At 70.0% G+C, this 21,668-nt stretch carries 25 protein-coding genes and 3 tRNA genes; 6 read left to right on the forward strand and 22 right to left on the reverse strand.

Features of this window, described 5'->3' with window-relative positions:
* Window positions 1–168: 168 nt before the first annotated feature.
* The 6 genes from ABD340_RS37615 to ABD340_RS37640 form a co-directional block, all read right to left on the reverse strand.
* Window positions 169–1,023, reverse strand: coding sequence for an SCO4651 family lipoprotein (locus ABD340_RS37615; protein WP_344595684.1), 855 nt, complete (start codon window positions 1,021–1,023; stop codon window positions 169–171).
* Window positions 1,024–1,291: 268 nt separating this feature from the next.
* Window positions 1,292–2,008: a 50S ribosomal protein L1 gene (gene rplA / locus ABD340_RS37620; protein WP_344595685.1), complete on the reverse strand. Its 717-nt coding sequence runs from the start codon at window positions 2,006–2,008 to the stop codon at window positions 1,292–1,294.
* 71 nt (window positions 2,009–2,079) lie between these two features.
* Complete coding sequence (gene rplK / locus ABD340_RS37625) at window positions 2,080–2,508, reverse strand: 50S ribosomal protein L11 (protein ID WP_344595687.1); 429 nt, start codon at window positions 2,506–2,508, stop codon at window positions 2,080–2,082.
* A 217-nt stretch (window positions 2,509–2,725) separates the two neighbouring features.
* Window positions 2,726–3,580 carry a transcription termination/antitermination protein NusG gene (gene nusG / locus ABD340_RS37630; protein WP_344595689.1) on the reverse strand — a complete coding sequence of 285 codons (855 nt, stop codon included), beginning with the start codon at window positions 3,578–3,580 and terminating at the stop codon, window positions 2,726–2,728.
* 150 nt (window positions 3,581–3,730) lie between these two features.
* Entirely contained in the window at window positions 3,731–3,979 is a 249-nt protein-coding gene (secE, locus tag ABD340_RS37635) for a preprotein translocase subunit SecE (RefSeq protein ID WP_344595691.1), read from the reverse strand.
* Between the two features lie 124 nt (window positions 3,980–4,103).
* Window positions 4,104–4,176, reverse strand: a tRNA-Trp gene (locus tag ABD340_RS37640).
* A 214-nt stretch (window positions 4,177–4,390) separates the two neighbouring features.
* Here ABD340_RS37640 and ABD340_RS37645 point away from each other — a divergent pair.
* Window positions 4,391–5,602: a pyridoxal phosphate-dependent aminotransferase gene (locus ABD340_RS37645; RefSeq protein ID WP_344595692.1), complete on the forward strand. Its 1,212-nt coding sequence runs from the start codon at window positions 4,391–4,393 to the stop codon at window positions 5,600–5,602.
* A gap of 150 nt (window positions 5,603–5,752) precedes the next feature.
* Here the strand turns inward: ABD340_RS37645 and ABD340_RS37650 are convergent, their stop codons facing one another.
* The 3 genes from ABD340_RS37650 to ABD340_RS37660 all read right to left on the reverse strand — a co-directional run bounded on the left by ABD340_RS37650 (window position 5,753) and on the right by ABD340_RS37660 (window position 8,044).
* A complete protein-coding gene (locus ABD340_RS37650; protein ID WP_344595694.1) occupies window positions 5,753–6,499 on the reverse strand; it encodes a hypothetical protein in 747 nt (248 codons plus the stop codon).
* 3 nt (window positions 6,500–6,502) lie between these two features.
* Entirely contained in the window at window positions 6,503–7,015 is a 513-nt protein-coding gene (locus ABD340_RS37655; protein WP_344595696.1) for a SigE family RNA polymerase sigma factor, read from the reverse strand.
* A 96-nt stretch (window positions 7,016–7,111) separates the two neighbouring features.
* Complete coding sequence (locus tag ABD340_RS37660) at window positions 7,112–8,044, reverse strand: hypothetical protein (RefSeq protein ID WP_344595698.1); 933 nt, start codon at window positions 8,042–8,044, stop codon at window positions 7,112–7,114.
* Between the two features lie 294 nt (window positions 8,045–8,338).
* Here ABD340_RS37660 and ABD340_RS37665 point away from each other — a divergent pair, with 294 nt between their 5' ends.
* Entirely contained in the window at window positions 8,339–9,448 is a 1,110-nt protein-coding gene (locus ABD340_RS37665) for an adenosine deaminase (RefSeq protein WP_344595700.1), read from the forward strand.
* Between the two features lie 11 nt (window positions 9,449–9,459).
* Here the strand turns inward: ABD340_RS37665 and ABD340_RS37670 are convergent, their stop codons facing one another.
* The 7 genes from ABD340_RS37670 to ABD340_RS37700 all read right to left on the reverse strand — a co-directional run bounded on the left by ABD340_RS37670 (window position 9,460) and on the right by ABD340_RS37700 (window position 13,021).
* A complete protein-coding gene (locus ABD340_RS37670) occupies window positions 9,460–10,542 on the reverse strand; it encodes a UDP-N-acetylmuramate dehydrogenase (protein ID WP_344595702.1) in 1,083 nt (360 codons plus the stop codon).
* A gap of 93 nt (window positions 10,543–10,635) precedes the next feature.
* Entirely contained in the window at window positions 10,636–11,061 is a 426-nt protein-coding gene (locus tag ABD340_RS37675) for a MaoC/PaaZ C-terminal domain-containing protein (protein WP_344595704.1), read from the reverse strand.
* Window positions 11,061–11,498: a MaoC family dehydratase N-terminal domain-containing protein gene (locus ABD340_RS37680; protein WP_344595705.1), complete on the reverse strand. Its 438-nt coding sequence runs from the start codon at window positions 11,496–11,498 to the stop codon at window positions 11,061–11,063. Before ABD340_RS37680 ends, ABD340_RS37675 begins: the two co-directional genes overlap by 1 nt.
* A gap of 556 nt (window positions 11,499–12,054) precedes the next feature.
* A complete protein-coding gene (gene rpmG / locus ABD340_RS37685; RefSeq protein ID WP_344595707.1) occupies window positions 12,055–12,219 on the reverse strand; it encodes a 50S ribosomal protein L33 in 165 nt (54 codons plus the stop codon).
* 120 nt (window positions 12,220–12,339) lie between these two features.
* Window positions 12,340–12,413, reverse strand: a tRNA-Met gene (locus ABD340_RS37690).
* A 300-nt stretch (window positions 12,414–12,713) separates the two neighbouring features.
* A tRNA-Thr gene (locus ABD340_RS37695) sits at window positions 12,714–12,786 on the reverse strand.
* A 115-nt stretch (window positions 12,787–12,901) separates the two neighbouring features.
* A complete protein-coding gene (locus ABD340_RS37700) occupies window positions 12,902–13,021 on the reverse strand; it encodes an acyl-CoA dehydrogenase family protein (protein ID WP_344595736.1) in 120 nt (39 codons plus the stop codon).
* Window positions 13,022–13,072: 51 nt separating this feature from the next.
* Here ABD340_RS37700 and ABD340_RS37705 point away from each other — a divergent pair, with 51 nt between their 5' ends.
* Complete coding sequence (locus ABD340_RS37705; protein ID WP_344595709.1) at window positions 13,073–14,113, forward strand: hypothetical protein; 1,041 nt, start codon at window positions 13,073–13,075, stop codon at window positions 14,111–14,113.
* Here the strand turns inward: ABD340_RS37705 and ABD340_RS37710 are convergent.
* Window positions 14,110–14,850, reverse strand: coding sequence for a protein phosphatase 2C domain-containing protein (locus tag ABD340_RS37710; RefSeq protein ID WP_344595711.1), 741 nt, complete (start codon window positions 14,848–14,850; stop codon window positions 14,110–14,112). The genes ABD340_RS37705 and ABD340_RS37710 overlap by 4 nt on opposite strands.
* Before the next feature lie 79 nt (window positions 14,851–14,929).
* Here ABD340_RS37710 and ABD340_RS37715 point away from each other — a divergent pair, with 79 nt between their 5' ends.
* Window positions 14,930–15,859, forward strand: a complete 930-nt coding sequence (locus ABD340_RS37715; protein ID WP_344595712.1) for a hypothetical protein — start codon at window positions 14,930–14,932, stop codon at window positions 15,857–15,859.
* Between the two features lie 38 nt (window positions 15,860–15,897).
* Here the strand turns inward: ABD340_RS37715 and ABD340_RS37720 are convergent, their stop codons facing one another.
* On the reverse strand, window positions 15,898–16,212 hold the full coding sequence (locus ABD340_RS37720) for a hypothetical protein (protein ID WP_344595714.1): 315 nt from the start codon (window positions 16,210–16,212) through the stop codon (window positions 15,898–15,900).
* Complete coding sequence (locus ABD340_RS37725) at window positions 16,209–16,634, reverse strand: hypothetical protein (protein ID WP_344595716.1); 426 nt, start codon at window positions 16,632–16,634, stop codon at window positions 16,209–16,211. The genes ABD340_RS37720 and ABD340_RS37725 overlap by 4 nt, the downstream gene beginning before the upstream one ends.
* A gap of 101 nt (window positions 16,635–16,735) precedes the next feature.
* On the opposite strand from ABD340_RS37725, the gene ABD340_RS37730 reads away from it, so the two are divergent.
* Window positions 16,736–17,380: a TetR/AcrR family transcriptional regulator gene (locus ABD340_RS37730; protein ID WP_344595718.1), complete on the forward strand. Its 645-nt coding sequence runs from the start codon at window positions 16,736–16,738 to the stop codon at window positions 17,378–17,380.
* 519 nt (window positions 17,381–17,899) lie between these two features.
* Here ABD340_RS37730 and ABD340_RS37735 read toward each other — a convergent pair.
* Entirely contained in the window at window positions 17,900–18,451 is a 552-nt protein-coding gene (locus ABD340_RS37735; protein ID WP_344595719.1) for a dihydrofolate reductase family protein, read from the reverse strand.
* A gap of 399 nt (window positions 18,452–18,850) precedes the next feature.
* On the opposite strand from ABD340_RS37735, the gene ABD340_RS37740 reads away from it, so the two are divergent.
* Window positions 18,851–19,174: a hypothetical protein gene (locus tag ABD340_RS37740; RefSeq protein WP_344595721.1), complete on the forward strand. Its 324-nt coding sequence runs from the start codon at window positions 18,851–18,853 to the stop codon at window positions 19,172–19,174.
* Between the two features lie 155 nt (window positions 19,175–19,329).
* Here ABD340_RS37740 and ABD340_RS37745 read toward each other — a convergent pair whose 3' ends face one another.
* Together ABD340_RS37745 and ABD340_RS48200 are read right to left on the reverse strand one after the other, a co-directional pair.
* Window positions 19,330–19,803 (reverse strand): nitroreductase family deazaflavin-dependent oxidoreductase, encoded by a 474-nt coding sequence (locus ABD340_RS37745; RefSeq protein ID WP_344595722.1) that lies wholly within the window; start codon window positions 19,801–19,803, stop codon window positions 19,330–19,332.
* 932 nt (window positions 19,804–20,735) lie between these two features.
* Complete coding sequence (locus tag ABD340_RS48200; protein WP_425547511.1) at window positions 20,736–20,909, reverse strand: LysR family transcriptional regulator; 174 nt, start codon at window positions 20,907–20,909, stop codon at window positions 20,736–20,738.
* Between the last annotated feature and the right edge of the window lie 759 nt (window positions 20,910–21,668).

A 21,668-nucleotide genomic window follows, 5' to 3' on the forward strand; every position in this document is an offset into this window, starting at 1 on the left:
GGCCGCCCGAATCTCTTCGGGTCCTTCGGCCGCCCTCACGGGCGGCGACCGGCGGTCTTCGGCAGACAACAGAGTACGCGGTGGCGCCTCCCCGCGCCAACTCAATTGACGCGGAGAGACGCCAGAGGCCGGGAAAGCCCCTAGAACGGCGGAATGGACCCGACCCGGTCAGTTGCCGCCGAGGAAGCCGCGCAGGGACAGCTCGCCCACCTGGTCGGCGGGCGGCGGGTTCACGCTGAACGACTTGCCGTAGTCGCTGTAGACGACCGTCACCTCACCGGAACGGTTCTGGCCCCCGCTGCCCTTGGACGACAGCTTGCGCGGCAGCTGGTCCTTGTCGACCCACAGATCGAAGTTGATCTTCTCGCCGGTCGCACCCTGCGGGAACCACTTGCGGACGTTCTCGCGCGCCTGCGGGTCGAGCCGGTTCAGCGCGTCCTGCGCGGTCACCGTGCCGGTGTAGTGGGTGGTCTGGACACCGTCGATGCTCTCCGTGCCGACCCGCCGCACGTCCTTGGAGCCGGTGAACATCTTGGTCTGCTCGGCCGGGTTCACCTTGTTCACCTGGTCGACCAGCTGCTTGACGTCCACCCCGTACTGCCGCCCGGCCTGGTTGACGTCGACCTTCACCCACGGCTTGCCGCCGCTGACGAACTGCGCGAACTGCGGGATCTTCGCGTACAGCACGTTGTCGGTGAAGACCGCCTGGCCCTTGACGCCCGGCACAGCGCTCCCGCCCCGGCCGAACTCGTCCAGCCGCGCGCTGAAGGTCAGCTCGGGCTTGAGCCGGAACTGCCCGCTCGCCTTCAGCCGGCCGCCGCCGTTCGCGGTGTCGGTCACGGTGAGGTCGGCCTTGAAGGTGTCCGCCCGCGCGGTCTTGTTCGACGTCTTGATCAGCGCCTCGGCGGCGGTGAGCTTCATGGTGCCGGTCGTGGCGTCCGAGCCGGAGCCCGAACACCCCGACAGGACCAGCGCGGTGCCCATGGCGGTGCCGCCGGCGGCCACGACGAGTCGACGCTTCATGAGAGTGATGCCTCCCTTTCGCCTGATGCGTTCCAGTCTCGTGACACGCGCCGCGGGCCACATCCCCCGGAGGTACGAATGGGATAAACCGTAGTACGACTCAGGAGGTACTTCCGGAACGCCCGAACGGCGGGTGCGTCGACGCCTCGCAGCGGTCCGAGCGGAACTCCATCGAGCCGGCGAACCGCGAATCCGGGCCCGTTCACACAACGCCCCCGGATATGCGAAAAGGGGCGCCCCGTGGGGCGCCCCTGACAAATCGCGACGATCAGGCCTCGTCGAGCTCCTCGGTGAGGTTGCGGACCGCGTTGGGGTCGACCGGAATGCTCGGCCCCATCGAGGTCGTCACCACGGCCTTCTTGACGTAGCGGCCCTTGGCGGCGGACGGCTTGAGCCGCTGCACCTCGTCGATCGCGGCGGCGTAGTTCTCCACCAGCTGCCGCTCGCTGAAGGACGCCTTGCCGACGATGAAGTGCAGGTTCGCGTGCCGGTCAACCCGGAACTCGATCTTGCCGCCCTTGATGTCGGTGACCGCCTTGGCCACGTCCATGGTCACCGTGCCGGTCTTGGGGTTGGGCATCAGGCCGCGCGGGCCCAGCACCCGGCCCAGCCGGCCGACCTTGCCCATCTGGTCCGGGGTCGCCACGACCGCGTCGAAGTCCAGGAAACCGCCCTGGATCCTCTCGATCATGTCGTCCGAGCCGACCAGGTCGGCACCGGCCTCGCGGGCCTCCTCGGCCTTGGCGCCGCCGGCGAACACCAGCACCCTGGCCGTCTTGCCGGTGCCGTTGGGCAGGTTGACGGTGCCGCGGACCATCTGGTCGGCCTTGCGCGGGTCGACGCCCAGCCGCAGGGCGACCTCGACGGTCGCGTCGAACTTGCTGACCGAGGTCTGCTTGGCCAGCTTCATGGCCTCGGCCGGGCTGTAGAACCGCTCGCGGTCGATCTGCTCGGCCGCGCCGCGGTAAGCCTTGCTGCGCTTCATGACTGCTCCTCGATATGCCGGGAGTTCGTGGTACGGGCCGCGCCGGCCCTGCCACGCTGACGGAACGGTGCTTACTTGACCTCGATGCCCATGGACCGGGCGGTGCCGGCGACGATCTTCTCGGCGGCGTCCAGGTCCTTGGCGTTGAGGTCGGGCATCTTGGTGGTGGCGATCTCCCGGACCTGGTCGCGGGTGACCGAGCCCACCTTGGTCTTGTGCGGCTCGCCGCTGCCCTTCTCCACCCCGGCGGCCTTCAGGATGAGCTGCGCGGCCGGCGGCGTCTTGGTGACGAAGCTGAACGAGCGGTCCTCGTAGATGGTGATCTCTACGGGGATGACGTTGCCGCGCTGGGCCTCCGTGGCAGCGTTGTACTGCTTGCAGAAGTCCATGATGTTGACGCCGTGCGGACCGAGCGCGGTACCGACCGGCGGCGCCGGAGTCGCCTGCCCGGCCTGCAGCTGCACCTTGACGACCGCGCTGATCTTCTTCTTCGGAGGCATCTATACCCCTATGTCCCATTTGAGGTTGACCCCGACTCCCGGTCACCGGGCAACACGGCGGCGGGACTCGTCCACCGTGTAGGGATCACTGAAAACTCATACCCCCGCTCACGCGGGGAAGACCGGAGTCTCGCGACCGAAGATCGACACCAAGACCGGCTCACCCCCGCGCACGCGGGGACCCACCCAGGTTACGCGCTGATCCGAGCGGACTTGCTCAGATCTTCGAGACCTGGTTGAACGACAGCTCGACGGGCGTTTCCCTGCCGAAGATCGAGACCAGAACCTTAAGTTTCTGCTGCTCGGCGTTGATCTCGTTGACCGTGGCGGGCAGCGTGGCGAACGGGCCGTCCATGACGGTGACCGACTCGCCGACCTCGAAGTCGACGGCGGGCGCGGCGGCCTTGGCCTGCTCCTTGGTCTTGACCTGCTCCTCCGGCTCGGGGGCCAGCAGGTTGGCGACCTCGTCCAGGCTCAGCGGGGACGGCTTGTTCAGCAGCCCCACGAAACCGGTGACGCCCGGGGTGTTGCGGACCGCGGCCCACGACTCGTCGGTCAGCTCCATCCGGACCAGGATGTAGCCCGGCAGGACCTTCTCGTTGACCTTCTGGCGCTTGCCGCCCTTGATCTCGGTCACCTCGTGCTGGGGGACCTCGATCTGGAAGATGAAGTCCTCCATGTTCAGGGTCTGCGTCCGGGTCTCGATGTTGGTCTTGACCCGGTTCTCGTACCCCGCGTAGGAGTGCACGACGTACCAGTCGCCCGGCTGGAGCCGCAGCTGCATCTTGAAGTCGGCGTAGGGGTCGGACGGGGGCTCGGCGGCGGCCTCTTCGGCCTCTTCGGCCTCCTCGGCCTCTTCGCCGCCGGTCTCCTCGGCGTCCTCCCCGGTCACGGTGTCGGCGATCTCCGCGCCTGGGATCTCGGTGTCGGAGACCTCCGCGCCGTCCGGGGCCGCGCCGGCGGCGACCTCGTCCGCCTGGCCGGCGGGCCGGTCGGCCTGCCCGGCAGCGTCAGCCGCAGCGGACTGGGCCTCGTCGATGGCCTCGTCGTGGGGCTGTGAGGGCTCGGACACGGTGTCTCTTTCTCTCGAACGGACTGCGGTGATGGTCTTCAATGGCGACGACATCGCGCCGCCTGTGTCGGTACGGCCGCGGCTCGGCCCACCGGCGGAGCCGATCGCTCCCGCCGGCCTGCCTCGGCCGGACGCACCGGCCGGGACGGCTCAGCCGAAGAGCCAGAAGACGCCCCTCTGCAGGCCCCAGTCGAGGCCCGCGACGAGCGCCACCATGACCAGCACGAACACCAGTGAGACGGCGGTGTAGGTGATGAGCTCCCGCCGGGTCGGCCAGATGACCTTGCGAAGTTCGGCGATCACCTGGCGCACGAAAAGGACCGGAGAGGTCCGCTTGCGCGGTGACTTCCCCTTGCCTTCGTCCTTCGCCGCGGCCTCGCCGCGCGTCTCAGTCGCCATTGTGCCGCCGTTCACCTCATAGGTCGTGTTCAACCACCATGTGGTTGCCGCGCGTGCCCGCGCCGACGCCTGCCATGACGGCGCGCCATGACGTAACCGGTACGGGTGCGCGCACCGCACCTCGCAGGGCAGGAGGGACTCGAACCCCCAACCGCCGGTTTTGGAGACCGGAGCTCTGCCAATTGAGCCACTGCCCTTCGCCTGTGACGGCTCCAGCTTATCGGCCCTCCGCGGACATGGCCTTATACCGGGGCGCGTCACTAGGAAGGTGAGTCTACGTTGCCGACAGCCCCCGCGTCGAACCAGAACGCCGCGCGTCCGCGCACGAGTCCCGGGCCGATCGCACGGCTCCGGCCTCCAGCTGGGCGAATACCGCTGAAGTCACGCGGTGGTGTCTGTAACGATAGGGGTATGAACAACGACCGACCTCGCATCTCCAAGCGCATCGCCGCGATCTCCGAATCCGCCACGCTGGCCGTCGACGCCAAGGCCAAGGCGCTGAAGGCTGCGGGCCGTCCGGTCATCGGCTTCGGCGCGGGCGAGCCCGACTTCCCGACGCCGGGCTACATCGTGGAGGCGGCGGTCACCGCCTGCCGCGTGCCGCGCTTCCACAAGTACACCCCGGCGGGCGGGCTGCCCGAGCTGCGCACCGCGATCGCCGAGAAGACCGCGCGCGACTCCGGCTTCGCGGTCGAGGCGTCCCAGGTGCTGGTGACCAACGGCGGCAAGCAGGCCGTGTACGAGGCGTTCGCGGCGCTGCTGGACCCGGGTGACGAGGTCCTGGTCCCGACGCCCTACTGGACGACCTACCCCGAGTCGATCAAGCTGGCCGGCGGCGTCCCGGTGGACGTGGTGGCCGACGAGACCACCGGCTACCGGGTGAGCGTGGAGCAGCTGGAGGCGGCGCGCACCGACCGCACCAAGGTGCTGCTGTTCGTGTCGCCGTCCAACCCGACCGGCGCGGTGTACTCCCGCGACGAGATCGAGGCGATCGGCCGCTGGGCCGACGGGCACGGCCTGTGGGTGATCACCGACGAGATCTACGAGCACCTGGTCTACGGCGCCGCCGAGTTCCACTCGATGCCGGTGGTGGTGCCGGAGCTGGCCGACCGCACGCTGGTGCTGAACGGGGTCGCCAAGACCTACGCGATGACAGGCTGGCGGGTGGGCTGGATGGTCGGCCCGCAGGACGTGGTCAAGGCCGCCGCGAACCTGCAGTCGCACGCCACGTCCAACGTCGCGAACGTGTCGCAGGCCGCGGCGCTGGCCGCGGTGACCGGCGACCTGGAGGCCGTGGCGGAGATGCGCAAGGCGTTCGACCGGCGCCGCCAGACGATCGTGCGGATGCTGAACGAGATCCCCGGCATGGTCTGCCCCGAGCCGGAGGGCGCGTTCTACGCCTACCCGTCGGTCAAGGGGCTGCTCGGCAAGGAGATCCGGGGGAAGCGCCCGGAGACGTCGGTGGAGCTGGCCTCGCTGATCCTGGAGGAGGCCGAGGTGGCGCTGGTGCCGGGCGAGGCGTTCGGCACGCCGGGCTACTTCCGGCTCTCGTACGCGCTGGGCGACGACGACCTGGTCGAGGGCGTCTCCCGGGTCGCCAAGCTGCTCTCCGAGGCGAGCTGATCGAGGCGGGCTGATCGGGGGCGGCTGAGCCGTCCCGTGACACACCACGGCGGGGGCACCTATACGGGGTGCCCCCGCCGGAGTGGGTCGTGCGCGCAGCGCGCAGAGACGGAACAAGCGGACGATCAGGCGAAGCGAAAGCGGAACCGCTCAGGGGCGGACGCCCTCGGCGATGCGCATCAGCTGGTCGCGCGCGCCGCCGCCCGCGGCCACGATGACGCCCACGCCGGGACGTTCCATCCACGCGATCTGGCTGCCCGAATCGGGCCCCTCGGTGGTGATCGCGCGCATGCCCCGGACCGTCGACGGCTTGGGCACCCCGGGAGCCTTGATCATGTCCTCCGGCCCGCTCATCCCGGGTCCGCGCACGACCTTGATCTCCACCCAGCGGTCCCCGCCGCGCCACCGGCACCCGGTCACCCGGTTCTCGCCGTCGCGCGCGGTCGCGCACGGCTTCTCCACCTTGAGGCCGGACGGCAGGAACTTCACCCAGCCGGGCAGTTCGACCGCGCCGCCCCCGCCTCCGGACGGCTCGCGGCCGGGCTCGGCGTCATCGCGGCCGGCGGGCTTCTTCGGCCGGCCCGCCCCGGACGCGCCCGGCTTCACCGACGCCTCAGGAGGCCCTGGAGCCGCCGTCGTGGTGGGCGGCTGGGACGCGGCCGCGCCCCCTTTTCCCGCCGGCTCTCCTTTGGATCCGACCGTGCCCGCGCGAAAGGACTGGTAGCCGGGCGCCACCGCCGCGACGGCCACCGCGGCGGCCGCCACGCCCACCGTCACCCTGATGCGGGTCACGCGGCGGCGGTGCCGGCGGCGCACGTCAGTGACGAGCGTGGGCGGAGCCGCCGCCTCGGCCACCTGTTCTTCCATGGCCTTCCGCAGTTCACTCTCCAGGTCCATCGCTCATCTCCCCAGTGGTGCCAGATTGCTGTCGAGACGTTCCCGGAGTCTGGCGAGCCCCCGGGAGGCCTGGCTCTTGACGGTGCCGACCGAACAGCCGAGCACCCGCGCGGTCTCCGCTTCCGAGAGGTCCTCCCAGAAGCGCAGCACCAGTACCGCCCGCTGCCGCGGACCCAGCTTGCGCAGCTCCTCCATGAGGGCGCCGCGCAGCTCCACCGTGTGGGTCGCCGACGTGGTCGTCGGCCGCTCGGGCGGTCTGGCCATGTTGATCTCCCGCAGCACCTTCCACCGCCGGGACCGGCTGATCACCAGATTGACCAGGATCCGGCGGACGTAGGGCTCGGGATCGGAGTCGGGATCGATCCGTCCCCAATGCCGGTATGCCTTCTCCAGGGCGCTCTGCAGGATGTCCTCCGCGTCCTGGTTGGCACCGCACAGCAACGCCGCGGTCCGCAACAAGGCGTTGCCACGTGCCGTAACGAACTCGGCGAAGGACTGGTCGTCTCGACGGCCCACTGTGCTCCGTCCGGCTGTGAGGTTGTCGGCTTGAGGGTCGGCGGGTGGCCCCCCGCGCGGGGCCACCCCGCCACGTTGCTACTTCGGGCGCCGCTCTCAGCGAGCGATCTTGGTCGCCTCAGCGATCTTGGTGGCCACGTCCTGGAGGCCGGGGGCCACGACCGGGTTGCCGTTGACGAACAGCGCGTTACCCGCCGGGTCGATCATCAGCACGCCGTTCTGGCCGGCCGGGGCCTGCCACATGACGATGCCGTTGACGGTGCTGGTCCGGCCGCCCTCGGGCAGCTTGAGGGCCTGCCGCACCTGCTGGTGGGTGGTGTGCGCCGGGGTCTTGATGCGCTCGACCGTGATCCAGGAGCCGGTGCCGGCCCTGGAGACCCACTTCTGCGTCACCGAGCAGAGCTGCTGCTTGGCGCCCAGGGGCTTGGCGGCGACCTGGCTGGAGGCGTACTTCAGGCCCTTGGGCAGCATGATGGCGCGCTCGGCCGCACCGCCGACCGGGAGGGCCGGGGACAGCTTGTCGCAGTCGAGCTGGGGCACCGCGGGGACGGCCGGGGCCTGCGGCGCCTGGGGGGCCTTAGCGTCGGGCTTGGGCAGGGTCTTCGCGCCGGGGGTGGGCGGGCACTGGGGCAGGTTGGCCTGCGGCACGCCCGGCTTGGCCGGAACCTGGGACTGGACCTTGCCGGCGGGCGCGGTCTGGATGCCGGTGCCCGGCTTGGCCTCGGCGGGCAGCTTGTCCTTGACGTCGGGCGCCTGGCGCTGGGCGTCGGCGACGGCGCCCGAGCCCTGCGAGACGGTCTTCTCGCCCTTCTTGGTGACCTCCGAGGCCTTCTTCTTCAGGTCGGTGGAGGGCAGGCAGGTCGGGGCTGCCTTGGGGGCGTCCTTGGCCTTCTGCACGGCGGCGGGGAGCTTGCCGTGCGCGGAGGTCGGGGTCGCCTCGGGCTGGGCGACCGAGGCCCACGTGACGCCACCGGCGGCGACGGCCCCCACCGCGGAGAAGGCGAGCACTGCGGCCTTGAGCGAAATCATCTCTGAATCCCTTCTGCCCTTCTGAACTCTTGCGCCCCCCATATACGCGCGGCCCCCGAGGGGGGTTGCACGGGTTCCCAGAAGTTTTTTCAGACTCTTCGCGAGGGGTCCGACGCGCCGCGTGACGGCCCGTGCGGGAGTGCGCGTCCGTGCCGAAGGTTACGGACGTCCCGAACGGGCTGGGCGCGTACCCATGGGAGGACATGGCCGCCGCGTGCCATCGCGCATAGTCCGGACTGATGATCCTGGTGAGCCGGTGGTTCCGCGGACGGGCCGATCCGGCAACATTGGGTCATGGAGGCCCGTCTCGCATCACCCCGTCACGTTCACGACCATCCACGGCACGCCGCCCTCGACGGCCTCGACGCGCGAGGCGCCGCGCGCGACCTCGCCGCCCTCCCCAAGGCGCACCTGCACCTGCACTTCACCGGTTCGATGCGGCACTCCACGCTGGTGGAACTGGCCGCCCGGCACGAGGTGCACCTGCCGGACGCGCTGGTGGAGGACTGGCCGCCCAGCCTGCACGCCACCGACGAGCGCGGCTGGTTCCGGTTCCAGCGGCTGTACGACATCGCCAGGTCCGTCCTGCGCACCCCCGAGGACCTGCGCCGGCTGGTGCGGGAGACCGCCGAGGACGAGGCCGCGGAAGGGTCGGGCTGGCTGGAGATCCAGGTCGATCCGAGCGGGTACGCGGCCCGCTTCGGCGGCCTGACCCCGACCGTCGAGCTGGTGCTGGACGCCGTCCGCGAGGCGGAGCAGGCCACCGGCGTGGGCATCGGCGTGGTGATCGCGGCCAACCGCACCAGGCACCCGCTGGACGCCAAGACGCTTGCCCGGCTGGCCGTGCGCTACGCCGGGCGGGGCGTGGTCGGGTTCGGGCTGTCCAACGACGAGCGGCGGGGGCGGGCCTACGACTTCGAGGGCGCGTTCCGGATCGCGCGGCGCGGCGGGCTGCTGTCGGTGCCGCACGGCGGCGAGCTGCTCGGCGCCGGCAGCGTCCGGGAGTGCCTGGAGACGCTGTCGGCCGACCGGCTCGGGCACGGCGTGCGGGCCGTGGAGGATCCGCGGCTCCTGGAGCGGATCGCGGACCGCGAGGTGACGCTGGAGGTCTGCCCGGCGTCCAATGTGAGCCTGGGGGTGGCGGCCACGGCCGCCGACGTGCCGCTGCGCACGCTGTACGAGGCGGGTGCGCGGATGGCGCTGGGCGCCGACGACCCGCTGCTGTTCGGGTCGCGGCTGGTGCGGCAGTACGAGCTGGCCCGTACCGAGCACGGCTTCGGGGACGCCGAGCTGGCCGAGCTGGCCCGCCAGTCGATCCGCGGCTCCGCCGCCCCTGACGCGGTGCGGCGGAAGCTGCTGTCGGACGTGGACGCCTGGGAGCGCGGGACCCCGGCCGGAAGGTGACGGGCCCGGGCTCAGAGCTCGACGCCGACGAACACCGGCTCGTTGACCAGCTCGACGCCGAACGCGTCCCGCACGCCGTCGCGGACCTCGCGGGCCAGCGCGAGCAGGTCGGCGGTACGGGCGCCGCCCGGATTGGTCAGCGCCAGGGTGTGCTTGCCGGAAATCCGGACCGGGCCGAGCGTATGCCCCTTCGCGAACCCGGCCTTGTCGATCAGCCAGGCCGCCGAGGTCTTGGTGCGCGGCCGCCCGTCCGGCCCGGGACTCTCCGGATACCGGGGGAAGGCGGTGTCGGGGCCGAGTCGCTCGGCGACGCGGTGTTCCAGATCGGCCAGCCGCGCCGCGTCCAGGATCGGGTTGGTGAAGAACGAGCCCGCGCTGCGCGTGTCGGGATCGGCCGGGTCGAGCACCATGCCCTTGACGCGCCGCAGCTCCAGTACCGCGTCGCGGGCCTCCTTCAGCGGAACCGTCGCGCCCGGCTGGACGCCGAGCTTGCGGGCCAGTTCCCCGTACGCGATCGGCTGGGACTCCTCCGCCTCCCGCAGCTCGTAGGTCACCTCCAGCACCACGTACCGGTCGTGGCCCTTGAACGCGCTGTGGCGGTAGGTGAACCGGCAGGCCTCGCGGTCCAGCGACACCACCTTGCGGGCCTGCCTGTCGTAGGCGCGGACCTGCACGATCGTCTCGCTGACGTCCTGGCCGTAGGCGCCGACGTTCTGGATCGGGGTGGCGCCGACGCGGCCCGGTATGCCCGACAGGCACTCCACTCCGGCCAGGCCGTCCTCCACGCAGCGCTCGACGAACGGCTCCCACTCCTCGCCCGCCTGCACCCGCACGTACGTCCGGCCGCCCTCACCGGAGGAACGCTCGACGCCGCGCGTGCCGATCCGCACCACGGTGCCGGAGAAGCCGTCGTCGGAGACCACCAGGTTGCTGCCGCCGCCGAGCACCAGCACCGGCTCGCCCTCGTCGTCGGCGCGGCGGATCGCCGCGACCAGCTCCGCCTCGGTCGTGGCCTCGACGAACCGGCGGGCCGGGCCGCCCAGCCGCAGCGTCGTGTACCCGGCCAGGTTCACCTCTTCAGCGAACACCGCCACGTGGTCTTCCCTCCCGTGCGCGCGGACCGCGTGCGCCGCGGGGAGGGCCGGCCCGCCCGTCCCCGCGGCCCACGCGATCGGGGCCTGCCGCCCTCAGGCGAGCCGGACGACGGCCTTGGCGCGCGTGAGGACCTTCTGCTCGTTGGACCGGGCGGTGAGCGCGACGACGACCTTGTTGTCGTCGAGCTTGGCCTCCACCTGGCCGCTGATCTCCAAGGTCGCGCCGCCCTCGTCGGGCACCACGACCGGCGAGGAGAACCGTACCCCGTAGTCGACCACGGCGCCCGGGTCGCCCACCCAGTCGGTGACGAACCGGCCGCCCTGCGCCATCGTGAACATGCCGTGCGCGATCACGTCCGGCAGCCCGACCGACTTGGCGAACCGCTCGCGCCAGTGGATCGGGTTGAAGTCCCCGGACGCGCCCGCGTACATCACCAGGTTGGCGCGGTCGACCGCGAACGTCCGCGCCGGGATCTCGGTGCCGACCTCGACGTCGGCGTACTGCACCTTGGCGGTCATCAGGCCCCCCGCTCCACGATCGTGTTGTAGGTCTTGCAGACCAGCTCGCCCTCGACCGTCGTGACGTCGGTCTCGACGACCATCTTCTCGTTGTTCCCGATCGACCGGATCTCGGTGATCGTGGAGGTGCACGTCACCACGTCCCCGGCGCGCAGCGGTCGGGTGTACTCGAACCGCTGCTCGCCGTGCACGACCATCGCGTAGTTGAGCCCGAGGTCGGGGTCGGCCAGCCCCGGGTTGCCCAGCGACACCACGATCGGGAAGGTCGGGGGGGCGATCACGTCGGGGTGCCCGGCGGCCTTGGCGGCCTCGGCGTCACGGTAGATCGGGTTGTCGTCACCGATCGCCACCGCGAACTCGCGGATCTTCACCCGGCTGACCTCATAGGGCTCGCTGGGCGGGAAGCTCCGCCCGATGAAATCACGGTTGAGTGCCATGCGGTCCTGTCCCTCCACGGTCGAACGGGGCCGGTGCCGGGGCCGGCCGCGGCGGTGCCCCGCCGCGTCCGCGCCCGGCCCGTCGTTCCAGTCTGGGTCGGACGGTAACAGAATGACGTTCAGCCCGCCCTCGCCGGGTCTGTGCGAGAACGGGCTGAATTAAGAGGCAAGCCGAGATTCGACCACTTTCACCTACCGGAGCTACCGCTGACCAGCGGGCTGTGTTAATTGCAATCCCGGCCCAGGGCGCTCGCCTGGGCTCGCACCCTGACCGTGCTTGGTGCGAGCGCGACATCGCTTCGCGATCTGGCCGGTGACGCTCGCCTCCGGCATCGCCCCACCGGCCAGGTAGCGCGCTCGCGCGGTGCCTTGGGCAACGTCGAGACAGGCCATAGGGCGCACCGTCACACAGGAGACCGGCTACCCAGCGGGCCGGAGGGGGAAGTACTGCTCGCTGCGCTTTCACGCAGGGCGGACTCCCGGCGAACCAGGGTCCGGACCGGGGAAGCGCTGCTTCAACGCGTCGCAGGCAGTACTTCGCCGTCCAAGGCTCTGGTTAGCGGGTTTCCTTGTGTGCGCGGTGGGTCCGGCAGTTGGGGCAGTACTTCTTGATCTCGAGCCGGTCGGGGTCGTTGCGCCGGTTCTTCCGCGTGATGTAGTTGCGGTGCTTGCACTCCTGGCAGGCCAGCGTGATCTTCGGCCGGACGTCGGTGGCAGCCACGATGGAGTGCCTTTCTGACTAGGGACTGGGACAGACGTACGATCCTCGGCCGCCCGGTGAAGGAGGGCCGCGAATTCGAGCACCGGCCAGCCCGCCCCGGAGGGGCGAGTGGTCGGATAGTAGCGAGGGCCGGACTTGAACCGGCGACACAGCGATTATGAGCCGCTTGCTCTGCCTGACTGAGCTACCCCGCCGTGATGGTCGGTGTCGACCGGAATGCAAGGATACCGGATGTACACCGGGGCCTGGAAACGCGAAGATCGGGATCGAAGCGTCGAGGCCGGTCGCGCGCACCGCACCCCAGGCCGTCGACCGGGTCGATGACCTGGGAAGTCCGCTGGGACCGGTGGGACCGTATCACAGGCCCACGCACGGTGCGAATCCGGCCGCGAACGGCTTCGACCCGTGTCCCGGAGGACCGCGGGCCACGCGTGGTGGCCGGAAACGATCGAAGGCCGCTCCGAAGATCCTTCAGAACGGCCTTCTCGCTACCGAGCCCCTTTACGGAATCGAACCGTAGACCTTCTCCTTACCATGGAGACGCTCTGCCGACTGAGCTAAAGGGGCTTGCGTCGTTCGCGCAGTGAAACCATACACGGCTCGGGCACCACATGCGAAATCGTTTGGCGGCGCCCACGCGGGCCGCTTCGCCGGGGTTCGCACGGCGGGACGACGGCGCTGGTCAGCGCAGCGATTGGCGGGCGATGACGAGCTGCTGGACCTGGCTGGTTCCCGCGTAGATGCGGAAGAGCCGGACGTCGCGATAGAAGCGCCCCGTGAGTCCAGGCGGAGATTCTAGAATCCAATTCTAGGAATGTGTCCGATCTGCCCGCTTGTGCCAGGGTGATCCCCCATGAGCGACACCTTCCTCCAGCGCGTCGACGCCATGGTCCGGGCCGCCACCGCCGAGGACCAGGCGTTCAGCGACCTGATGCCCCAGATCATGAGCGAGTCCCAGGGGCTGCCCCCGGTCGTGCTGAACATGGCGATGATGAAAATGGGCGAGGGCATCGCGGCCGCCCCGCCCAACCTCGGCTGCTGGCTCGCGATCATGGCGGGCGCCTGGGTCGAGAACGGCGCCACCACCTTCGGCGTGGCCGAACCCGTGCTCGCCAAGACGATCGAGGTCGCCACCGCCTCCGGCGAGTTCGCCGACGCCTGGCGCACCGCCACCGGGAACGAGCCGCCGGGCCCCGACGGGCAGCCGTCCCAGGAGATCGTCGACACCGTCGGCCCGCACCTGCGCGACCCGGTGGGCGCGATGATGGCGTGGTTCTCCATGGAACGCTTCGCCCTCAGCGCCAACACGATGCTGTCCAAGACGCCCGACCTGCGCGCGGGCGTCACCGACCGCGAGCACAAGGCGAAGGTCATCGACCGGCTGGCCGGCCACTGCGAGCAGATGGGCTGGGTGGGGCTGCTGCTGCGCGTCCTGGACGGCGAGCGGCTGCTGGTCCTGGAGCGGGAGAGCCGGCGCGGCTGGACGGTCACCATCGGCGGCATCGGCGACAACTTCCAGCTGCACACCCTGCTGGCCGGCGCGCTGATCGGCCGTCCCGGCGGCCTGCCCGGCACCCCGCCTTCGCCCGAGGTCATCGCCTGCTTCCAGGACGCCGACACCCCGCCCGACCGCCCGGTCATCTCCAGCCCGTGGAACCTGGTCGACGCGCACGGCGAATGGATCTACAACGAGGGCGTGCCCTACGACATCCCGGCCGTCAACGGCACCCGCGTCGTCGTGCTGGACCCGCCGTCCTACACCCGGCACTTCCCGGCCGGACGCAAGCACCCCTTGATGACGGGCAGCCTCACCCTCGACGGGATGCACGAGCCCGAGGACCTGGCGGGCTGGTGGCCGCACATCGCCCCCGCTCGGAACCCCGTCGGCGCCTAACCGGAGAAGTCGACGAACACGGCCGTGGCGTCGTCGAACCGCTTGCCGCGCCCGTCGGCGCGGATCTCGCGCTCCGCCACCCGGGTTCGCCGGATGACCCCGCCGGGGCCTTCGGTGCCCAGGAGATCGAGAAGACCGTCCCATTCCAGGAGACCGAACCGTTCGACCAGGCGGGCCGCGCCATCGCTGAGCAGGGCGGCCCGCCTCACCCCCTGGGCCTCCCCGGCCAGTGCCTCGTACGCCGCCTCGGGCTTGGTACTCGCCACCCAGAACCCGCCCGGACTGTTGCGCGCCGCCCGCACCGCCTCGATCGTGTAGCTCGGGAGGTGCTCGACGCGGTCGTCCCGTATGGCGTGCACTTCGTCCCCCGTATCGAGCAGCACGGGCGAGTCCGCCAGCACCAGCCACTGCACCGTCCGGCCCCAGCGCAGCATCGCCACAGTCGCCGATGGGCTGTCCCGGTTGTCCAGGTCGCACTCCCCCGAGTGCGCCCCGGCGACGCTCTTGATGGACTCCGCCAGCAGATCGGCCAGCGGACGGCCGTCCTCCGATGCGAGCCGCCCCGCCAGCGCCCCGCCCAGCCGCCGGACGAGCCACCCGGGCCCATGCGCACAACCGCTGTCCACACCGGGCCTGGACGTCGCCCCGTCGAGCACCACCGCCCAACCCGGCCCCGCGACGACGTGATCCTCGTTCACCAGGCCAGGCGTGGCCTCGGTCGCATAGCTCACCCGCACGCAGAAAGGTCTACCCCAGCGGAACCCCCGGCGGTGCCCACGAGTCCAAAGCCGGTATCCCGATCAAGATAGGAGAACGATGACCCCCGACATCATCGGCGACGCGCTGGTCCAGGCCTTCGCGGAACGGGGATACGAGGCCAGGCTCGCAGCCCCCGAAGCGCTCGTCGTGACGCTCCCCAGCGGCCCCACCGACGCCCTCGACATCGGCGAATGGCGCGCCTTCGCCGGCCGCAACTCCCGGGCCGAGCTGCCCGAGCACGCCGCGGCCTTCGTCCGGGGCTTCCTCCGCAAGGTCGAGCCCTTCCAGCGCATCGAGGAGCACTCGGAGATCGGCCGCCTGATCTCCGAGGAGCGGCTCCGGATACGGCTCTACACCGAGGAAGAGCTCGACTCCGTCCCCGGCATGCGCGAAGCCCTGCTCAACCGCCCGCTGGCGCCCGGCCTGCTCCAGAGCGTCGTCGTCGACTACCCGGACTCGATCATGCCGCTCAACCGGTCCTCGATCGGCGACGCCCCGGAGAACGAGATCTTCGCCGCGGCCCTGCGCGCCTCCATCGAGAAGGAACCGCACTACACCAAGACCGACACCGTCTGGGACGTCCCGATCCTGCACGTCGGGGAGACGCACCGCTACGTCGGCTCCCATGCGCACGTCCTCAAGCGGTACGTCGGCGCCGTCCCCTACGGCGCCCTGGTCTCCTTCCCCATCCCGGAGTACGTGATCGTCCACGAGATCGGCGACACCCACCTCTTCGCCGCGATGGAGACCATGCAGGCCCTCGCCCGCACGCACGTGGAGCAGGGCGAGAAGCCCCTCACCTCGAAGGTCTACTGGTGGCGCCCCGGCGCGTACGAGAACCTGCCCGAGCAGGAGGCCCTCGGCAGCGGCCTGGTGCCCGACCTGCGCCCCGTCGGGATCGAGGTCGACCACGAGGAGAAGAGCGTCGCCGCCCTCACCGCCGAGAGCGACGAGCTCATCAACCTGTGGATGCGCGACCACAGCTGAGACCGCGGCGCCCTGGCGCCCGTCCGGCGGGACGGGCGTCAAGCCGGGCGCAGCGGGCTCTCCACCTCGGAGACCTCCCGCTTCACCAGCGAGAAACGCCGCGTCCCGAGCCCGAAGACGTCCTTCTCGAGCCGGAGCACGGTCACGCCCACGTCGTAACCGGTCACCACCGTCTGCTCCGCCAGGACGATCTCCAGCATCCCCGGCTCCGTGCCGCGCCAGGTGAACCCCATCGCCTCCGACCCGGCCGCGTTCGCCCACTCCCACCAGCCGCCCCCGTCCGGCAGGAAGGCGAGCCACTCCCCTTCCATCGCACCGAACGGGGCGTCCTCCCAGTAGCCGACCGGCGTCACGACCCCACCTCGTCCGGCGTCGCCTCATGCCCGGGACGCCCCTTGCTGCGCCGCTGCTCCTTGAGCCGCGCCTCGTACAGATGCCGCCGCCCACCGGCGAGATCGTCCCGCACCCGCTGTTCGAGCCGCCGGAACGCCTCGTAGTAGAGGTCGTCGAACTCCTCCACCACCTGGTACGTCCACCGGCCCGGCAGCACGTTCCGGCCGACCAGCTCCCGCTGCAGCTCCTCGGCCCACGCGCGGTGCCCCGCCTCGGCGAGATGGTCGGCCGCGTCCCCGAGCGTGAAGTCCGCCGTCCCGATGAGCTGGTGAAACGCGTACAGGTGACCGCGCGCCCGCTCCACCGTCTCCCGCGCCTTGCTCAGCTCGCCCAGCGCCTCCACCGTCGCCCCGTCCGGCTCCACCTCAAGATCACTAGACATGCCTGTTCCTGTACCCGCCGATCCGGGCCTCCTCACCAAGGTAAACCACTGAGTGCAAATCCAGCTTGAAAAGTAAACCGCTCAGTGCAATCCTGCTGGACATGAACGACCGCCGGCCGGCCGCCCGGCGCACCGGCAGACCCGGGAAGCGCCAGGCCATCACCGAGGCCGCCCGCGGGGTGTTCGGCCGCGACGGCTACACCCGCGCGAGCGTCGACACGATCGCCGTCGAGGCGAACGTCTCCAAGCGCACCATCTACAACCACTTCGCCGACAAGGAGGAGCTCTTCCTCACGGTCGCCGTCGAAGGCGCCGACGCGGTCACCGAGGCCATCTGGGTCCTGATGGAACGCCACCTGTGGAACGTCACCGACCTCGAGAGGGACCTCATCGCGTTCAACCTCGACCGGGCGCGCACGATCACCGAGTTCCCCGACCACTTCGCCCTGGTGCGCACCATCCACCAGGAAGTGACCCGGCTCCCCGAGAAGGTCCTGGAACGCTGGCTCGCCCACGGCCCCCCTTCCGCGCACCGGCGGCTCGCCCCGTACCTCCAGAAGATCGCCGACCGCGGCCTGCTCGCCCTCGACGACGCGGAGAAGGCCGCCAACGTCCTGAACATGCTGACCATCAACGACATCCTGACCCGCTCGTTCCACGGCGCGATCCCGCTCCCCGACGACGAGACCAACGAGATCATCACCGATGGCGTGCGCGCGTTCCTGCGCCTCTACGCGAAGGAGTGACCCTGTCCTTCCTCTCCCCCGGCTACCCCGAGATCCGCCACCCCGGCGATGAGGGCGAGGTCAGCGCCGCCTACCGGCCGTCCGGCACCGCGCCCGACCTCACCACCCCGGGCGGAGGCCACTTCCACTACCTCTCGACGCACCTCACCACCGACGGGCTCTTCGGCCTCTACAAGAACCGGCTGGGCCCCGCCGCCGGCACCGGCACGCACTTCCACAAGACGATGTCAGAGGCCTTCTACGTCCTCTCCGGGGAACTCCACGTCTTCGACGGCGAACGCTGGTTCGACACCTGTACGTCCTGCCGGGTGGCCTGCACGCGTTCGGCAACGTCTCCGGCGAACCCGCCGACTTCCTCATGCTGTTCGCCCCCGGCGGCGCCCGCGAGGGCTACTTCGAAGGCCTGGCCGACCTGGCCGACCTGGCCGACGCCGAACGCGCCGCCTTCTTCGTCCGCCACGACAGCTTCTTCCGATGAGCCGTCGCCGCGGCCCCGGACGCCCGGTCTTCGGCTGAGGACTACCGCTTCGACTCGAAGTGCAGCACGGTGATCCCGCAGTCGAAGGGCCGCGCCGTGACAAGCCGGAACCGCTGAAGGCCGGGGAACACAGGCATCCCGGCACCGATCGCGGTGGGGTTGACGTACAGGCGGAGATCGTCGAGCAGCCCCCTGGAGACCAGGTCCCGGACGAGCGTGCCGCCTCCGTACGCGATCAGGTCCCCGCCGGGCTCCGCCTTGAGCCTGTTCACGCTCTCAGTCAGATCACCGCCGGCGACGACGGCGTTCTCCCAGGGCGACTCGGTGAGGCTGTTGGAGATGACCACCTTGGGCATGTTGTTCATCCAGTCGACGGTCTCCTTCGTCTCCCCCTCGGGCCTGGACTCCCAGGCCGGGATGAACCCCTCGGCAAGCTTGCGCCCCAGCACGATGCAGTCGACCGACTCGGTGGACGCGCCGACATAGGAGTTCAGATCATCGCTCCACGGCATCGTCATCCAGTCCATCTCCCCGTTCGGGCCGGCCATGTAGCCGTCAACGGTGACCTGGACCTGCAGCATGAACTTGCGCATGACACTTCCTCCCGGCGTCGAGTGCCTTAACCATGCCGGGCACCCATTACGGAATGTTTACGGCGCCCCTGTCAGCGAGCACGGATGGACAACAACCGATCACCGACTGCAAGAATAGCTCCGGTGACCGGCTCGACACTGAAGGTGCTCGGCGTTCATCGCCGCGGCTTCCATTGGGCGCACGCCCTGGACGGGGCATCGGCACCGCACTCACCTGCGAAGTCATGGCCGTCCCACCGGTGATCCCCGTGGCCATGCGCGCTGGGGCCGTCGGCGCCGTCGCACTCGTCCAGATCGTCTACACGCTCAGAAGCAAAGGCCGACATGGCACATTTCATGGTCTTGGTATTCGTTGAAGCACGCGCGACAGACCCGGGGGCGGTGGCGGAGGAGGCGATGATGCCGTATTTCGAGAGCAGGACCGACGGATTCGTCATCGGTGGCCGGTACGACGGGGTGGTGAAAGGGCAGGAGCAGGAGTTCAACCTGCCGCCTGCGGAGTTCCAGCGGCGATACGGGCTGGACGTGGTACGTCCGGAGAACAACATCGTGCCGGTGACCGCGTTGCCCCGGACGGTGGTGCCGCTTGCAGTGGTGACCCCAGACGGCGTGTGGCACGAGTGGGGCGACGATCAGGAGGAGGACGCGTGGGCGGCCGAGTTCCGGAAGCTGGCCGCCGCCCACCAGGACGCGCTGGCCGTGGCGATCGACTGCCACTGCTGAAGGCATCACCCGGCTGGGCTGTTCCGCACCGCCTTCAGCCATTCTTCGCCGGGCTGGACGGTGGGCAGGGTGCCGGAGGCCGTGATTCCGGCGCGGACACCAAACCAGTTCCCTCCGTACGGCTCCTCGGCTCGGCTCCGACGAGGCGTATGCGGTCACCGCCGAGTGAGTCGAATCACCGGGTATTCCCGGTCGGATTTGCCTTGGTACTTCGCGTAGCGGGGCTGGGCGTCGGTGATCCGCTGCCATGCCTGCTCACGGTCGGCGCCGTCGAGCCGTTGCGGCGTCACGGGCACGGCGTCGCGGCCGGGCGATTCGATCGACACCCGGTCGGGGTGCGCCATCAAATTGACGTACCAGTCCGGGTGCCGGGTACCGCCGCCCGATGCGACGATCAGCCGGGCGTCCTCACCGTCGGCGAACCACGCCAAAGGTGTTTGCCGCGGCTGCCCGCTTCGGCGCCCCACCGTGTGCAGGATCAGCACGTCCATCCCCATGAACCTGCTGCGGCCACGTCGGATACGGGTGTTCGTACGGGCGTTCATCCGCCGCTGCACCCACCGTGACAACGCCCCGGGCGAACCGGGCCGGCGCCCTCCACGACTGCCTGCCTGCTGGTCCTGTGTCATCGGCAACCTCCAGTCAGTCCCCTCCGTCCCGCGACACCGATGGCCCAGACACTCGCGATAGAACGTCAGAGCACGTTGTGCGAAAAGAAAGGTCGTTTGAACGGCGATGACGGTCACGCTAGGTGCGGCTCGGGGACCGGCGCTTCTCCGTTCCTGATCGGTCCTGCCACGCACAACGGCATCCCTGCCTCGTGAAGCGAGTGCCGCAGGTCCCCACGACTGACCGCCTCGAACGCAGCCGCCCGTCGGGCAGTGCACCTCCGCCGAGGGGGTCAGGCGCCTGGAGACCAATCTCAGGACACCGTCTGACAGGACGGCTGGACACGGCCGCCTGCGGGGCGAACGCATCTACGCGACTCTCAGAGGTGAATCTTCGCCACTGATCTCACTTCCCGACGGAGGATGGGCGAGATGCGGCTCACGCCGAGCCACGTGGCGGTTCGAGACGACCACTCAAGCCGACCGGACAGCAGCAAGACGACCCTTCACCCGTGTCTTCCCTGGTGAAGGACCGTTCTGTCTGGTGGTGGAGGCGCCCACAGGCGCTCGACCAGCAGGCCGAGCACGGCGATCCGCAGCGGGCCCTCCTCCGTCGATGCGCCTGTGAACCGGGAAGCAGCGCAGCGATTCAGCGATTACAAATGATCAAATGTTCTTACGAGGAGCCGCTGCGGCGATCCGACAGTTCGGCGCGGACGTCTTGGGCGCGGGCACAACGTCCATCACCTGTTACCCCGAAAGGGAAAGCTGTTCCGGTACAGCACGACCGCAGCAAGCAAAGGTTGTGATCCAGGGCGCGTCTGTCAACTTGTCCGTTCGGGTCGGCTGAGGTTTGGCCTCGTCGGGTTCGGCCCAGCGGCGCGGGTCGGTGAGCGCGTCCACCGCGGCCAGGATGGCCCGGGTCTCGGCCAGAACCCGCGTGCCCGCCGGGGTCAGAGTGACCCGCGGCTGGTCCGTTCGAACAGCCTGACACCCACCTCACGCTCCAGGCCCTGGATGTTCCGGCCGAACGGCTGCGCGCCGGTGTAGTGCCGCCGCGCGGCGCGGCCGAAATGCAACTCTTCCCAAGCGCAATGGCGTAACGAAGTGACCGGATGTCCATGCATTCCCCTCCGTGAATGCGGCTGAGGTCCTGGTGGAGGCGAGTAAGACACCTGGGACCTGGTGTTAAGGCGTCAGGCGCGCGAGCCGTCGTGTCGGTTGATAGTCAGCCGGATGAGCCGCACGGGCTTGACGCGACCGCTGCCGAAGCGCTCGCCCACGGCGACTCCCCGGTAGTGAGGTGCTGGTCTCGACGCCCTGGCCGGGCCCCGGCGTCCTGGTGCTCGACGGCGAGGGCCGCACCCTGGTCGCCAACGAGATGGCGCGGCGCTGGCTAACGAGATCGGCACGCTGGCCCCACGCGAGGTATCGGCGGCGGCCCGAGCCGGACGGGGCGACGAGGCGTATCTGCGGGTACGGTCCCGCACCGGGCGTTGGCTGTCGCTGTGGGGTTCGCCGCTGGACGGTGATCCGCACAGCGGCGCCTCGGTCGCCATCCAGCCGACCCCGGCCTCCGACATCACCGAGATGCTGGCCCTCGCGTATGGGCTGACGGAGCGGGAGATCCTGGAGCAGGTGATCTCCGGCCGGTCGTCGACGGGGATCGCCTAGGTGCTGACCATGTCCCACTACACCGTGCAGGACCATTAGAAGTCCATCTTCGCCAAGTTCGGCGTGCGCAGCCGCGGGCAGCTGGTGGCGCACGCCCTGGGCATTCTGTCCATGGACGTTTCGCCTTATTGAGCCGGTTGGCCTCGACATCTTCCAGGCTCTGAGCATCGCGGGGCCGCGGATCTGGCGCTTGCCCGCTTGCGGTGCCGTTT

The organism is Actinomadura vinacea (assembly GCF_039532545.1).
GTDB classification, from domain to species: Bacteria; Actinomycetota; Actinomycetes; order Streptosporangiales; family Streptosporangiaceae; genus Spirillospora; species Spirillospora vinacea.

Excerpts from the sequence above, each read along its gene's own strand:
- ABD340_RS37615 (WP_344595684.1), bottom strand. The coding sequence starts at position 1,023 with ATGAAGCGTCGACTCGTCGTGGCCGCCGGCGGCACCGCCATGGGCACC.
- rplA (WP_344595685.1), bottom strand. The coding sequence starts at position 2,008 with ATGAAGCGCAGCAAGGCTTACCGCGGCGCGGCCGAGCAGATCGACCGC.
- rplK (WP_344595687.1), bottom strand. The coding sequence starts at position 2,508 with ATGCCTCCGAAGAAGAAGATCAGCGCGGTCGTCAAGGTGCAGCTGCAG.
- secE (WP_344595691.1), bottom strand. The coding sequence starts at position 3,979 with ATGGCGACTGAGACGCGCGGCGAGGCCGCGGCGAAGGACGAAGGCAAG.
- ABD340_RS37645 (WP_344595692.1), top strand. The coding sequence starts at position 4,391 with ATGAACAACGACCGACCTCGCATCTCCAAGCGCATCGCCGCGATCTCC.
- ABD340_RS37650 (WP_344595694.1), bottom strand. The coding sequence starts at position 6,499 with ATGGACCTGGAGAGTGAACTGCGGAAGGCCATGGAAGAACAGGTGGCC.
- ABD340_RS37660 (WP_344595698.1), bottom strand. The coding sequence starts at position 8,044 with ATGATTTCGCTCAAGGCCGCAGTGCTCGCCTTCTCCGCGGTGGGGGCC.
- ABD340_RS37665 (WP_344595700.1), top strand. The coding sequence starts at position 8,339 with ATGGAGGCCCGTCTCGCATCACCCCGTCACGTTCACGACCATCCACGG.
- ABD340_RS37675 (WP_344595704.1), bottom strand. The coding sequence starts at position 11,061 with ATGACCGCCAAGGTGCAGTACGCCGACGTCGAGGTCGGCACCGAGATC.
- ABD340_RS37680 (WP_344595705.1), bottom strand. The coding sequence starts at position 11,498 with ATGGCACTCAACCGTGATTTCATCGGGCGGAGCTTCCCGCCCAGCGAG.
- ABD340_RS37705 (WP_344595709.1), top strand. The coding sequence starts at position 13,073 with ATGAGCGACACCTTCCTCCAGCGCGTCGACGCCATGGTCCGGGCCGCC.
- ABD340_RS37715 (WP_344595712.1), top strand. The coding sequence starts at position 14,930 with ATGACCCCCGACATCATCGGCGACGCGCTGGTCCAGGCCTTCGCGGAA.
- ABD340_RS37725 (WP_344595716.1), bottom strand. The coding sequence starts at position 16,634 with ATGTCTAGTGATCTTGAGGTGGAGCCGGACGGGGCGACGGTGGAGGCG.
- ABD340_RS37730 (WP_344595718.1), top strand. The coding sequence starts at position 16,736 with ATGAACGACCGCCGGCCGGCCGCCCGGCGCACCGGCAGACCCGGGAAG.
- ABD340_RS37735 (WP_344595719.1), bottom strand. The coding sequence starts at position 18,451 with ATGCGCAAGTTCATGCTGCAGGTCCAGGTCACCGTTGACGGCTACATG.
- ABD340_RS37740 (WP_344595721.1), top strand. The coding sequence starts at position 18,851 with ATGCCGTATTTCGAGAGCAGGACCGACGGATTCGTCATCGGTGGCCGG.
- ABD340_RS37745 (WP_344595722.1), bottom strand. The coding sequence starts at position 19,803 with ATGACACAGGACCAGCAGGCAGGCAGTCGTGGAGGGCGCCGGCCCGGT.
- ABD340_RS48200 (WP_425547511.1), bottom strand. The coding sequence starts at position 20,909 with ATGCATGGACATCCGGTCACTTCGTTACGCCATTGCGCTTGGGAAGAG.